Origin of the sequence: Variovorax paradoxus (assembly GCF_030815855.1) — a bacterium.
In the GTDB taxonomy this organism is placed as follows: domain Bacteria; phylum Pseudomonadota; class Gammaproteobacteria; order Burkholderiales; family Burkholderiaceae_C; genus Variovorax; species Variovorax paradoxus_M.
In genome coordinates this window covers 994,114-1,007,227 of the sequence record NZ_JAUSXG010000001.1, presented here as the reverse complement: position 1 = coordinate 1,007,227, position 13,114 = coordinate 994,114, and the positions used below count along the sequence as shown (strand labels likewise).

At 67.5% G+C, this 13,114-nt stretch carries 12 protein-coding genes; 6 read left to right on the top strand and 6 right to left on the bottom strand.

What is annotated here, in order from left to right; genetic code table 11:
- The first annotated feature begins 24 nt into the window (after nucleotides 1-24).
- Complete coding sequence (locus QFZ42_RS04675; protein ID WP_307699836.1) at nucleotides 25-408, top strand: hypothetical protein; 384 nt, start codon at nucleotides 25-27, stop codon at nucleotides 406-408.
- Between the two features lie 130 nt (nucleotides 409-538).
- Here the strand turns inward: QFZ42_RS04675 and QFZ42_RS04670 are convergent, their stop codons facing one another.
- The 4 genes from QFZ42_RS04670 to msrA all read right to left on the bottom strand — a co-directional run bounded on the left by QFZ42_RS04670 (nucleotide 539) and on the right by msrA (nucleotide 5,039).
- Entirely contained in the window at nucleotides 539-1,489 is a 951-nt protein-coding gene (locus QFZ42_RS04670) for an AEC family transporter (RefSeq protein ID WP_307699835.1), read from the bottom strand.
- Between the two features lie 392 nt (nucleotides 1,490-1,881).
- Complete coding sequence (locus tag QFZ42_RS04665; RefSeq protein WP_307699834.1) at nucleotides 1,882-3,966, bottom strand: TonB-dependent receptor; 2,085 nt, start codon at nucleotides 3,964-3,966, stop codon at nucleotides 1,882-1,884.
- Nucleotides 3,967-4,045: 79 nt separating this feature from the next.
- On the bottom strand, nucleotides 4,046-4,462 hold the full coding sequence (locus QFZ42_RS04660) for a hypothetical protein (RefSeq protein WP_307699833.1): 417 nt from the start codon (nucleotides 4,460-4,462) through the stop codon (nucleotides 4,046-4,048).
- Between the two features lie 25 nt (nucleotides 4,463-4,487).
- On the bottom strand, nucleotides 4,488-5,039 hold the full coding sequence (gene msrA, locus QFZ42_RS04655; protein WP_307699832.1) for a peptide-methionine (S)-S-oxide reductase MsrA: 552 nt from the start codon (nucleotides 5,037-5,039) through the stop codon (nucleotides 4,488-4,490).
- Nucleotides 5,040-5,140: 101 nt separating this feature from the next.
- On the opposite strand from msrA, the gene QFZ42_RS04650 reads away from it, so the two are divergent.
- The 4 genes from QFZ42_RS04650 to QFZ42_RS04635 all read left to right on the top strand — a co-directional run bounded on the left by QFZ42_RS04650 (nucleotide 5,141) and on the right by QFZ42_RS04635 (nucleotide 8,502).
- Entirely contained in the window at nucleotides 5,141-5,818 is a 678-nt protein-coding gene (locus QFZ42_RS04650; RefSeq protein WP_307699831.1) for a TetR/AcrR family transcriptional regulator, read from the top strand.
- Nucleotides 5,819-5,908: 90 nt separating this feature from the next.
- Complete coding sequence (locus tag QFZ42_RS04645; protein ID WP_307699830.1) at nucleotides 5,909-6,586, top strand: protein-L-isoaspartate O-methyltransferase family protein; 678 nt, start codon at nucleotides 5,909-5,911, stop codon at nucleotides 6,584-6,586.
- A gap of 14 nt (nucleotides 6,587-6,600) precedes the next feature.
- Nucleotides 6,601-6,939 carry a rhodanese-like domain-containing protein gene (locus QFZ42_RS04640; protein ID WP_307699829.1) on the top strand — a complete coding sequence of 113 codons (339 nt, stop codon included), beginning with the start codon at nucleotides 6,601-6,603 and terminating at the stop codon, nucleotides 6,937-6,939.
- Between the two features lie 21 nt (nucleotides 6,940-6,960).
- The gene (locus QFZ42_RS04635; protein WP_307699828.1) at nucleotides 6,961-8,502 is read left to right on the top strand and encodes a TolC family outer membrane protein; all 1,542 of its coding nucleotides are present in this window, start codon (nucleotides 6,961-6,963) and stop codon (nucleotides 8,500-8,502) included.
- 128 nt (nucleotides 8,503-8,630) lie between these two features.
- Here QFZ42_RS04635 and QFZ42_RS04630 read toward each other — a convergent pair whose 3' ends face one another.
- Nucleotides 8,631-10,013 carry a 3-deoxy-D-manno-octulosonic acid transferase gene (locus tag QFZ42_RS04630; protein WP_307699827.1) on the bottom strand — a complete coding sequence of 461 codons (1,383 nt, stop codon included), beginning with the start codon at nucleotides 10,011-10,013 and terminating at the stop codon, nucleotides 8,631-8,633.
- Between the two features lie 5 nt (nucleotides 10,014-10,018).
- On the bottom strand, nucleotides 10,019-11,401 hold the full coding sequence (locus QFZ42_RS04625; protein WP_307699826.1) for a phosphomannomutase/phosphoglucomutase: 1,383 nt from the start codon (nucleotides 11,399-11,401) through the stop codon (nucleotides 10,019-10,021).
- Between the two features lie 111 nt (nucleotides 11,402-11,512).
- Here QFZ42_RS04625 and QFZ42_RS04620 point away from each other — a divergent pair, with 111 nt between their 5' ends.
- A complete protein-coding gene (locus QFZ42_RS04620) occupies nucleotides 11,513-13,108 on the top strand; it encodes a DNA-3-methyladenine glycosylase 2 family protein (protein ID WP_307699825.1) in 1,596 nt (531 codons plus the stop codon).
- The last annotated feature ends 6 nt before the right edge of the window (nucleotides 13,109-13,114 follow it).

The following is a 13,114-nucleotide window of genomic DNA, read 5'->3' as shown; positions in this document are numbered from 1 at the left end:
CAGCATTGACTCCTCAAGATCTTCATGTCTTCGTTCGACAGCGGCTCACCGACCGCCGCGCGCATGTTGATGTCGCTGCAACGCCTGGAGAGCGGTGGCCTTTTCGGCGCCGCGGCCTTCTCCACCTCCGGTGCCGGCGGGGAGGGCGGCTGCGCCGCCACGGCCACCGGCTGCGGCCTGGGCCTGGCGCTCGGCCGTGTTGCCGCGGCGGGCGCCGGCTTGGGCTGTGCAACGGCGGGCTCGGGCATCGGCGGCTGCGGCGGCGCCGCGTCGCGCGGCACGGCCGCCGAAAGGCACGGCGTCCGGCACGGCTTCGTATCGGCTGCCGCCGGCAAGGCGACACAACACAGCGCGATCACCATCGCGATCGGCGCCATGGCGGAAAACGGCGAAGACCGCGCCTGGTAAATCATCAGCCGGCAAATGTAGAGCGGCAGGCGCCGCTCGCCATCTCGCCAAATGGCCACCCTGCCGAACGGCATAGGCGCCCGTTGCGGGCGTGGCCGTTGCCTCAGTAGCCCGAAAGGCTACGAAAACTTCAAGGAAGCCACTGCACCAAGGTCATCACCAGCGTCAGCGTGGCCAGCGCGAGCACCGTCGACACGGCGACGCTGGCCGTCACCAGGTCTTCGGCCGTGCGATAGCGCTGCGAAAAGAGAAAGACATTGGCGCCGATGGGCAGCGCCGCCGCCACCACCATCACGGTGAGCGGAATGCCGCGCACGCCGAGCAGCCAGCCGATGCCGGCCACGAGCAGCGGATGCAGCAGGTTCTTCACCAGCGCTTGCACCGTGGCGCCGCGCCAGTGCCGCCCGATGGGCGTCAATGCGAGCGTAATGCCCACCATCACGAGCGCCACCGGGCCGAACGCTTGCCCGAGCAGCATGATCGGCTTGTCGATGGACTCAGGCATTGCGAGCCCCGTCTGGGCAAACAGCAGCCCCGCGATGATGGGCAGCGGCACCGGGTGAATGATGGCGTTGCGCAGTGCCCGCAGCACGGTGCGGGACATGGGACGCTTCTCGGCGCCGCCCGCCCCCGCATGCTCGCGCGCCACGGCCAGTTCGAGCACCACCGTGGCGCTGGTCAAGAGCACCAGCGAGTGCAGCGAGATCAGCGTGAGCAGCACGACCATGCCCTGCTCGCCATAGGCGAGGCCGACGAGCACGATGCCGATCATCACGGTGTTGCTGTAGGTGTTGGCGAGCGCAATGACCGCGGCCGTGCGGTTGAAGCCGCGCAGCGCGAGCGTGGCCGCGAACAGCAGGCCGGAGGCAATGAAGTACGCCGCCACCGGCTTCAGGCTGAGCTCTTCCACGTGCACCGTGCTCATGGCGCGGAACAGCAGCGCGGGCGCGAGCAGCAGGAAGATGAGGTTCGACAGGTCCTTGACGGCGTTGCCGCCGATCCAGCGGCGCCGGCCCGCGAGGTAACCCACGGCGATGAGGAAAACGACGGGGAGCAGCGAAGAGATGACGAAAGAGTTCACCTCGCCGAGGATAGCTTCTCGCTTGCGTCCGGGGCGCTTGCGTTCGGGGCGCTTGCGTTCGGGGCGATTTTTCCGGGCGCCGTTGTTCGGGGCGCTTTTTTTCAGGGCGCGTGCACAGGCCACCGGGTACTCCCCTCCGCGAATGTCCCCCGGCTTCGCCTCCTTGATTTCGCTGCGGGGAGCACCCGATGCCCTGTGCACTGGGGCACGTTCGTGGTGTACCGCTGATCAACGACTGCTCTGAATAACGCTCCCGCTGGCGGGGTGCCTTGCGCAGCGAAATCAAGGGGGAGGCCGCAGGCCGGAGGACATTCGCGGAGCAAGGTACCCCGTCGGCGGGAGCGCGCCCTGAACACAGCCCAGAGCACGAGCGCCCCCGGCGCGAGACAAGATCAGAACGTCACGCGCAAGCCCACCTTCAGCGACCGCCCCGGCAACGGCGCATTCGGGTACACCGTCGTCGTCAGGATCGACGTCGGGCTGTAGGCCAGCTTGTTCGTGATGTTGTCGACACGCGCATACCACGTGAGGTTGGCGCGCTGTACCTTCATGCGATAGGAAATCGAGGCGTTCCACAGCGTGTAAGAGTCGGTCTCACGCGCGCCCACGCTCGGCACCCGGCGCTGCGCCGCGTTGTAGTCGAAGCCGAAGCGTGCGGCCCAGGGCCCGTTGCCGTAGGCCAGCGCGGCGCCCACGCGCAACGGCGCTATGCGCGGCAGCGGCTCGCCGGTGTCGAGGTTCTTGGCTCGCACGATGTCGCCGCGCCATTCCAGGTCGAGCGTCGAGGCATCGGCCGTCGGCGCGAAGCCGTCGGTGCCCAGCAGCCGCAGGTTGCCGTTCGCCTCGATGCCGGTGAACCGCGCGCGCACGCCGCTGTAGGCGTACTCGGCCAGCGTGTCGGTCGCCGCGGGGTCGGTCACCACCTGGCCTTCTTCGTCGAGCGTGCGGCCCGATGCCGTCAGGCCGATGTAGTTGCGAAAGCGCGTGACGTAAGCGTTGACACGGGCCGTGTTGGCGCCGGACTTCCATTGCGCACCCACATCGAAGCCGGTCGACTTTTCCTTGTCGAGGTTCGGATTGCCGACCTCCCACGCGGCCGTTGCCACGTGCGGGCCGTTGGCGAGCAGTTCGTAGTCCTTCGGTGCCCGCTCGGTATAAGCGAGGTTCGAGGTCAGCTGCCATTGCGGCGTCAGGTTCACCAGCGCGCCCAGCGCGGCGCTGTGCGGATTAAACGTGCGCTCGCCGACGGCAAAGCGCGTCACGCTCGGATCGTCCGGGTAGCCGAGCGACGTGACGCGGACCTTCTCGGTGCGCGCGCCGAAGCTCAGCTTGCCCCAGGAGGTGCCGTACTCTTCGTACATGAAGAGCGCATTGGAGCGCGTGCGGCTGTGCGGCGCAAAGGCCTCTTCGCCGTCGGCGGCGAAGCGGTTGCTTTCGCTGCTGAAGCCGACCAGGCCTTCGAAGTTGCCGATCTTCCGGTGGCGCGCCTCGATGCGCAGGTCGTTGCTCATGTTCGAGAACGTGGTGCCGGCCTCGCCGCCCTCGTACTCGGTGTGGCGGTAGTTGGTGTGGCTGAGCTTGGCGTGAACGCTGCTGATGATGCCGCCCGGGCGCCATTCGCCTTCGATCGCATAGCGGTCGGACTTCATGCCGATGGTCACGTCGTCTTCGGCCACGGTGCCGTAGTTGCTGCGGTAGGTGCTGGCCGAAGCGCCGATATAACCCTGGTCGAAAAACAGCGTGCCGCCCACCGCGCCGCCGTGCGCCTCGTTCGCCGAGTTGCAGATCTTGCGCGCCAGTGTGGGGCGGCCGGGCTTGCTGCATTCCAAATCGATGGGCGCCGAGACATCCTTCGAGTCGCGGTTGAACGCATCGACGTGCAGCGCCAAGCGGTCGTTGCCGCCTTCGAGCACGACGCCGCCGTTCTTCTCCTTGTTGCCGCTCGAAAAGCCCAGGTCGGCACGGCCGCCGAAGCCGTTGATCGGCTCGGTCGGAATGCGGTTGTCGATCACGTTGACCACGCCGCCCACCGCGCTGCCGCCGTACTGCAGCGCCGAGGGGCCGCGCAGCACTTCGATGCGGTCGGTCACGAGCGCATCCACGGGCACTGCGTGGTCGTAGCTGAGCGCCGAGGCGTCGGGCGCACCGCCGCCGTTCTGCAGGATGCGGATGCGGTCGCCGTCCTGCCCGCGGATGATCGGCCGGCTCGCATTGGGGCCGAAGTAGCTGCTGCTCACGCCGGGCACGTTGTTGAGCGTTTCGCCGAGCGTCGATTCGGAGCGCATCAACAGCTTGTCGCCCGAGAGCGTGGTGGTGGGCGCGATGAGGTCGGCCGCGCCCAGCGGATTGCCGGTGACGGCAATTTCAGGCAGGGTGGCCGCGGGCGCTTCGGCGGGTTGCGCCTGGGCCATGGCCGCGAAAGAAGCCAGCGAAAGAACGGCAGCGCCGATGGCGTTGCGACGGAAGTTGGGAATCATGAATGAGCACTCGTTGAATCAAGGGACGATCTGCCGCCACCCGCGAGACGCGGGTGCAGCAACCGGAACACGGAGGGATTCAGCGAGTGGAAGGCGGGCCGCGCGCGTCGAACAGCGCGACCCAGCGGGCGATGGCTTCGCCCTGCAGATAGGCAAAGGTGGCTGATGGCAAGAACACCGGCAGCACCACCATGGGAACGCCCAGTGCGCCCGAGCCGTGCGACAGCTGGTCGTACAGCCGGCATTCGGCGTCGGAGTGATCGCCGAACAGGCCGGCAATTCCATGGGACTGGTGGGACACGTGGGCTGTATGCCCGCCCATCTCTTCAGCATGCCTCGCCTGCGCGGCCGCGTTCGCCTGGCCAAGGCCCGGCACGTGCAGCGTGCGGTGGATCAGCCCCAACGTGCCCGCGAACCACAGCGCAACCACCAGTGCGATGGCGACCGCACGGGTCGACAGAATCGACCGATGCGGAGCTTGGCTGGCGGTATGCATGGCGAACGGGGCTTTCAGGAACCGATCAGGCCTTGACGCGCGAGGCGAAGGTCTTCTGGAACTTCTCTACTTTGGGGCCGACCACGAAAGCGCAGTAGCCCTGGTTCGGGTTGTTCAGGAAGTAGTCCTGGTGGTAGGCCTCGGCGGTCGAGTAATTGGTGAGCGCCGCCACCTCGGTCACGATGGGCGCGCTGTAGGTCTTGCTGGCTTCTATTTCGCGGACGATCTCTTCGGCCACCTGTTTCTGCGCTTCGTTCGTGAAATAGATGCCGCTGCGGTACTGCGTGCCGGCATCGTTGCCTTGGCGGTTCAAGGTCGTGGGGTCGTGCACCACGAAGAAAATCTCGAGAATTTCGCGCAGGGCGATGACGGCGGGGTCGAATTCCACCTTCACCACCTCCACATGCCCGGTGCGCCCGGTGCAGACCTGCTCGTAGCTCGGATTGACCGTCTGGCCGTTGCAGTAGCCCGATTCGACGTCCACCACGCCCTGCACGCGGTCGAACACGGCCTCGGTGCACCAGAAGCAGCCTCCCCCGAGCACGATGGTTTCGGTTGGCAACGGTGAAGAAGACATGGGCTGCTCCGGCAGATAGGAAAAAAGCGAACCCGATATTGTCGCGGCTTGACGGGTCGGATGCGGGTCACTACATTACTAACCCGCGAGTCATTAATCTCATGTCCACCCCCCGTTCCTTTGTCGACAAGCTCTGCCCCGTGCGCTCCAAACGCGAGCGCCGCAAGGAAGCGCGCCCTGGCGAGCTGTTGGCGGCCGCGCTCGACCTCTTCGTCGAGAAAGGCTTTGCCGCCACCCGCTCCGAGGAAGTCGCGGCGCGTGCGGGGGTCTCCAAGGGCACGCTCTTTCTCTATTTTCCGAGCAAGGAAGAGCTTTTCAAGGCCGTGGTGGTCGAAAACCTCAGCGGCCGGTTTTCCGAGTGGAACGAAGAATTCGAAACCTTCGAAGGCAGCTCGGCGGACATGCTGCGCTATTGCATGCGCGTCTGGTGGGAGCGGGTCGGCATGACCAAGGCCTCGGGACTGACCAAGCTCATGATGAGCGAAGGCGCCAATTTTCCCGACCTGGCGGAGTTCTACCGCAAGGAAGTGATCCGGCCGGGCCACGCATTGCTGCGGCGCATCCTGCAGCGCGGCATCGACAAAGGCGAATTCGCGCCGGTCGACATCGACCACGCCATCTATTCGGTGGTGGCGCCCATGGTCTTCCTGATGCTGTGGAAGCATTCGGCCATGGTCTGCGTCGACGAAGACACCGCGCTCGACCCCGAAAAGTACCTCGCCACCCAGGCCGAGACCGTGCTCTACGGCCTCACGCGCCGCCCCGAGGCCGCGGCATGAAGCGTGCATCGATGGCCGGGCTTCCGCGAATGGGCGCGGCGCAACCTAAAATTGAAGGTTTGTCCTGAGCCCCACAAGGAAAAGCCTCCCATGAACCCGACACCCACCCTCGAGCGCTTGCGCTTCAACATGATCGAGCAGCAGATCCGGCCCTGGGATGTGCTGGACCTGGAAATTCTCGACCTGCTGGCCGCCATCCGGCGCGAAGACTACGTGCCGCCCGCGCACCGCGGCCTGGCCTTCTTCGACATGGAAATTCCGCTCGGCGACGGCTCCGTTCCCGGCCAGGTGATGCTCTCGCCCAAGGTCGAGGCGCGCATGCTGCAGGACCTGCATGTGCAAAAGCACGAATCGGTGCTCGAGATCGGCACCGGCTCCGGCTTCATGGCCGCCCTGCTCGCCCACCGCGCCGCGCAGGTGCTGTCGCTCGAAATCGACCCGGTGCTGGCCGCCCGCGCCGCCGAAACGCTGCGCCAGAACGGCGTTGCCAATGTCGAGGTGCGCAACGCCGACGGTGCCGTGCCGCTGGCGAGCGGCCCGAGCTTCGATGTGATCGTGCTCAGCGGTTCCGTCGCGCGCATTCCGCAGAACCTGCTCGGCTCGCTCAAGGTCGGCGGCCGTCTCGCCGCCATCGTGGGCGAAGAGCCGATGATGCGCGCGCACTTCGTCACCCGCTCGAGCGAAAGCAAGTGGGACACCCTCCAGCCGTGGGACACCGTGGCACCGCGACTGCTCAATTTCCCCGAGCCTTCGCGCTTCTCGTTCTGAACGGACGCTTTCGAATGATCGATCAAGTCCGCCCCTCCGACCTGGCCGCCTGGTTTGCGCAAAACCCCGATGCGGCGCCCGTGCTGCTCGACGTGCGCGAACCCTGGGAGCTGCAGACGGCGAGCGTCGCCCCCCAGGGCTTCACGCTGGTCGCCATTCCGATGAACGAAATTCCGGCCCGGCTTGCCGAGCTCGGCGAGGGCCAGCGCATTGCGTGCCTCTGCCATCACGGCGCACGCAGCCAGCGCGTGGCTGCCTTTCTGAACCAGAACGGCTTTGCCGAACTGGCCAACGTGGCCGGCGGCATCGACGCCTGGTCCGCACAGCACGACCCCGCCGTGCCGCGCTACTGATTCTTTCTTCAAGGACGTTCAATGCCTCCACGGCCCAGGCTTTTGCCTCTTTCCGCAGCGCTCGCAAGCCTTTTTGCCACCCTGCTCGCACTGCCGGCCCAAGGCCAGACACTGAACGAACTCTACGAATCCGCACGCGGCTTCGATGCCACGTACCAGGGTGCGCGGGCCCAGTACGACGCGAACGTGGCGCGCGCCGCCCAGGCCAAGGCTGGCATCCTTCCCGCCGTGGGGCTCACGGCCGGCGCCACGCGCAACAACCTCGACATCGACACGCTCACCGGCCCCGGCCGCGGAACGAGCACGCCGCGCGACTTCACCACGCAGAACGTCGGCATCAACGCCACGCAGCCGATCTACCGGCCCGCCAACTGGGCCACCTACGAGCAGGGCAAGCGGCAGGCCGAGATTGCCGAGGCGGTGCTCACCGCGGCCGAGCAGGACCTGATCGTTCGCGTGAGCCAGGCGTATTTCGACGTGCTCGCGAGCCAGGACAGCCTGACGCTGGTGCGCGCGCAAAAGGTGGCCGTGGCCGAGCAGCTCGCATCGGCCAAGCGCAACTTCGAGGTCGGCACCTCCACCATCACCGACACGCGCGAAGCCCAGGCCCGCTACGACCTCGTGATTGCGCAAGAGATTGCCGCCGAGAACGACCTGCAGGTGAAGAAGATCATCCTCGACCAGCTGGTCGGCCGCCCCGGCAGCGTGCCGGTGCCGCTGTCGCAGCCCGTGGTGTTGCCGACGGCCATGCCGGCCAACATCGAAGCCTGGGTGGCGCAGGCCGAGGAAGCACACCCCTCCATCCGCCAGGCGCGGCTCGGCCTCGACGTCGCGGGCCTGGAAATCCGCAAGGCCGAAGCCGGCCACAAGCCCACGCTGGACGCCAACCTGGGTTACAACATCACGCGCAATCCGCACGGCACCAGCACCAGCACCGTGGGCACGCGCATCGATGCCGCGTCGGTGGGCGTGGTGTTCAACATGCCGCTCTTCGCGGGCTTTGCCACCGAGAACCGCATCAAGGAAACGCTGGCGCTCGAAGACCAGTCGCGCAGCGTGCTCGAAGGCACCCGGCGCAGCGTGGCGCAGGCCACGCGCGCGGCCTATCTCGGGCTGGTGTCCGGTGCGGGCCAGGTCAAGGCCCTCGAAGCGGCCGAGGCCTCGAGCCAGAGCGCGCTCGATGCCAACCGGCTCGGCTACCAGGTGGGCGTGCGCATCAACATCGACGTGCTCAATTCGCAGAGCCAGCTGTTCCAGACCAAGCGCGACCTCGCGCAGGCGCGCTACAACGTGCTCCTGGGCAACCTGAAGCTGCGCCAGGCCAACGGCACGCTGACGGTGGAAGACATGAACGCGATCAATGCGACGCTGGCGAAGAACGGAGGCACGCCTTCGCAGCCCGCGCTCGGCGAGCGTCCGCAGACATCGCCTTCCACAGTGCCGGTCACCCCGCCGAGCATTCCCGTGGTGCCGCCGGTGCCGGTGCCGCCGTTCAATCCGCCGGCGCCGACGATGCCGTCGACGCCGGTGCCGCCGGTGATCCTCAATCCGCCGGTGCGCTGAGGATTTCTCCCTCCCCTCCCGGGGGAGGGCCGGGGTGGGGGCACGACGGCCTCGGCCCGATCATGGCGTTCGTTGGGCGCTCGCCCCCATCCCAGCCTTCCCCCAGCGGGGGAAGGAGCCACGCACACTCAGTCGAGTGTGGGTTCGGCGCGCGGCGCTTCGCTTTCGAGCGGCGCGTGTTCCGACGCCACCGGGTCCGCAGCCTGCGCAATGGCCAGCACCGCCGCGGCCGTGCGTTCGGCCGCCCCGCGATTCGACGACGAAAAAGCCAGCGCGGCCTGCGCCATGGCGGCGCGGCGCTCGGGGTTCTCGACCAGCTTGAGCGCCGCGGTCACCGCCTGCTCCATGGTCTCGACGCGCAGCGAGGCACCGGCTGCGAGCGACAGCTGCGCGGCTTCGGCGAAATTGAAGGTCGAAGGGCCCATGACCACCGGACAACCGCAGGCGGCGGGCTCGATGAGGTTCTGGCCGCCCAGCGGCTCGAAGCTTCCACCGAGCAGCGCGACGTCGGCCAGGCCGTAGTAAAGCGCCATCTCGCCGAGCGAATCGCCGAGCCATATCTCGGCGTCGGTCGGCTCACCGGCGGCGCTGCGGCGCGCCACGGCAAAGCCCTGCGATTCGATCAGCGCGGCCACCTCGTCGAAGCGCTGCGGATGGCGCGGCACGATCATCCATTGCACGTCGTGCACGCGCTTGGCAATCGAACGAACCGCCCCCTGCTCCGGCGGCACCGGCGACGTGGCCCCGAAGCGCTTGAGCACGTCGAGCAGCATGCGCTCCTCGCCGTCGCGCGAGCTCGCGAGCACCACCATGGGCTTGGGCAGCCGCTCGCGCAGCGCCACGGCCGCCGAGAGCTGGCGCACGTCGGGCGAGGCATCGAACTTGAGGTTGCCGTAGATGCCGGCCACCTTGGCGCCGAGGGACACGAGCCGATGCGCATCGGCCTCGGTCTGCGCCCACACGGCGGCCAGCGCCGAATACGCGGGCCGCGCGAGCCAGCCCAGGCGTTCGGCCGCAGCCAGCGATTTCTCGTTGAGCCGCGCATTGGCGAGCACCAGCGGAATGCGGCGCTCGGCACACGCGGCAGCCATCTCGGGCCAGACCTCGGTTTCCATCAGCACGCCGATGCGCGGCTGAAAGCGGTCGAGAAAGCGCGCCACCGCGCCCGGCGTGTCCCACGGCTGCCAGACCTGCGTGTCGCCCGGTTCGAGCAGCTTGGCGCCTTCTTCGCGGCCGGTGGCGGTGCCGTGCGTGAGCAGGATCGGGATGCCCGGATACTGCCGCCGCAACTCCGCAATCAGGATCGCGGCCGCGCGCGTTTCGCCGAGCGAGACCGCATGCACCCAGCACTGGCCCTCGCCGGTGGTTGCGTCGTCGTAGGTGCCGAAGCGTTCCTCGACGGCGACGCCATAGCCGGGCTCGGCCACCGCGCGGTGCCGCAGCTTGCGGCGAACCAGCGGTTGCACAACGGAGGTGAAAACGCCGTAGAGGCGCAGCAGCAGCGATCGCACGGGGTTCAGTGCGACGCTTCGGCCAGCGTCGCGTCAGCCTTGACGGTTCTGAGGAGCGCGAGCATTTCGGCTTCGATGCGCTTCAGCGCCGCATCGGTCTGGCCTTCGAAGCGCAGCACCAGCACCGGCGTGGTGTTCGAAGCGCGAATCAGGCCGAAGCCATCGGGCCAGTCGACGCGCAGGCCGTCGATGGTCGAGACCACGGCGGGCGCCGCGAAGCTCGCACCTGCCACCAGCTTGTCGACCACCGCGTGCGGCTCGCCTTCGGCGCACTTCACGTTGAGTTCGGGTGTCGAGAAGCTCGTGGGCAGCGCGTTGAGCGTGTCGCTCGCGTTGGGCGTCTTGCTCAATATCTCGAGCAGGCGGCAGCCCGCATAGGTGCCGTCGTCGAAGCCGAACCAGCGCTCCTTGAAGAAGATGTGGCCGCTCATTTCGCCGCCGAGCGGCGAATCGATTTCCTTCATCTTGGCCTTGATCAGCGAATGGCCGGTCTTGAAGATCATCGGCTTGCCGCCCGCCGCCTCGATGGCCGGCGCCAGGCGCTGCGAGCACTTCACGTCGTACACGATGGTGCCGCCCGGCACGCGCGAGAGCACGTCTTGTGCAAAGAGCTGCATCTGGCGATCGGGGAAGATGTTCTGGCCGTCTTTCGTGACGATGCCCAGCCGGTCGCCGTCTCCGTCGAAGGCGAGGCCCAGTTCCGCGTCGCCGGTGGCCAGTGCGGCCATCAGGTCCTTGAGGTTCTCGGGCCGGCTCGGATCGGGGTGGTGGTTGGGAAAGTCGCCGTCGACCTCGCTGAACAGCTCGCTCACCTCGCAGCCGATGGCCCGGAAGATGGCGGGAGCCGAAGCGCCCGCGATGCCGTTGCCCGAATCGACCACGATCTTGAGCGGACGCGCCAGCTTGATGTCGCCGACGATGCGCTTCACATAGGCATCGGTCACATCGACATTGCGCACGCTGCCGCCGGGTGCCAGCTTGGCGGTGCCCTCTTCCATCACCTTGCGCAGGCCCTGGATCTCGTCGCCGTAGATGGCGCGGCCGGCCAGCACCATCTTGAAGCCGTTGTAGTCCTTGGGGTTGTGGCTGCCCGTGACCTGGATACCGCTGCTCGACAGCGTGTGCGCCGCAAAGTACAGCATGGGCGTGGTCACGGCCCCGACATTAATGACCTCGACGCCAGTGGCCACAAGACCCTTGATCAGTGCTTCGGCGAGCGCAGGGCCCGACAGGCGGCCGTCGCGGCCCACGGCCACGGTTTTTTCACCGGCGGCTCGGGCGGCGCTGCCGAAAGCCCGGCCGAGCGCTTCGGCGACCTCGGCATCGAGCGTGACGGGCACCACGCCCCGAATGTCATAGGCCTTGAAAATCGACGCACTGAGTTGCATGAGAAGGCATTCCCTGTAGTTCTAAAGACCGAGCCATTGTAGGCAAGCAGTCTCGTGCCCACATGTCCGAAAACGGCCAGTTGAAACGAGTCGAAACCGTATCATTTGCCCATGCCTTCCACACATGCCTCCACCGAAGCGCTCGAGAGCGATGCCTGCTACCTGGCAATGAAGACGCACGACGCGCGCTTCGACGGCTCGTTCTTCACCGCGGTGACCTCCACCGGCATCTACTGCCGGCCGGTCTGCCGCGTGAAGCTGCCGCGGCGCGAGAACTGCCGGTTCTTCCGCCATGCGGCGCAGGCGGAGGCGGAAGGCTTTCGCCCCTGCCTGCGCTGCCGGCCCGAACTGGCACCGCGCGCCGCGAGCTGGTCCACCGAAGATGCCTCGCGCATTCTCGCGCTGCAGGCCGCGCGCCTCATCGACGAGCCCGATGCGTGGGCCGAAGAAGGTCCGGGTGCCGCGCAGATCGCCGCGCGGCTCGGCGTGAGCGACCGCCATCTGCGGCGCATCTTCGAAGCGCAGTTCGGCGTCTCGCCCTTGCAATATCTGCAGACGCGGCGCCTGCTGGCCGCCAAGCAATTGATTGCCGATACGCGGCTGCCGATGACGCAGGTGGCCCTGGCCAGCGGCTTTGCGAGCGTGCGCCGCTTCAATGCCGCTTTCCTTGAGCATTACGGCCTGAACCCGAGTGCGCTGCGGCGCGCGGGCGGCGCCGAGGGCGGCGAAGGCAAGGCCATCGAAGTGCGCCTGGGCTTTCGCCCGCCGTATGACGTGAACGCGATGCTCGGCTTCTTTGCGCGCCGTGCGCTGCGCGGCGTCGAGCTTGCGTTCACGGCCGACGGCAAGGAGCCCGTCAAAGGCAGCACGCCCACGTATGTGCGGCTGGCCCGCACACTGCGCGTGCAGCAAGGCGCCCAGACACACGCCGGATGGCTGCAGCTTCGCTTCGACATGGAGCGCGAGCAGATGCTGCTCTCGGTCAGCGATTCACTCGCCGCCGTCCTGCCGATCGTGATCAGCCGCGCGCGCGCCATGCTCGACCTCGACGCCGAGCCGATGGCGATCAACGCCGCGCTGCACGACGCCTTTCCGCACGGCGACGGACTGCGTGTGCCGGGCACGGTCGACGGCTTCGAGCTCGCGGTGCGTGCGGTGCTGGGCCAGCAGATCACGGTGGCTGCGGCGCGCACGCTGGGCTCACGGCTGGTCGCGGCATTCGGCGAACCCATCGCTACGCCCATCGAGGGCCTGGACCGGCTGTTTCCCACACCTGCAGCCGTGGCAGCGGCGAGCGGCGACGCGCTTGGGCAGCTCGGCATCGTGCGCCAGCGGCAAGCCGCGCTGCAGGCCATTGCCCGGGAAGTCGCCTCCGGCAAGCTGCCGCTGCATGCGGGCGCCGACGTGCCTTCGACCATTGCCGCGCTGCAGGAGTTGCCCGGCATCGGCGCCTGGACCGCGCAGTACATCGCGATGCGCGCGCTGCGCTGGCCCGATGCGTTTCCCGCGGGCGACATCGCGCTGCAGAAAGCACTGGGCGTGACCACCGCCCGCGCAGCCAGCGAGGCATCGCAGGCATGGCGGCCCTGGCGCAGCTATGCGGTGCTGCGCGCATGGCATGCGCCTTCACCTTCACCGGCTACAGCCTCGGACTCATCCGGGGCAGAAGCTTCCAGCAACATCACAACGGCAGGCCTCGCAACCTGAAATGTC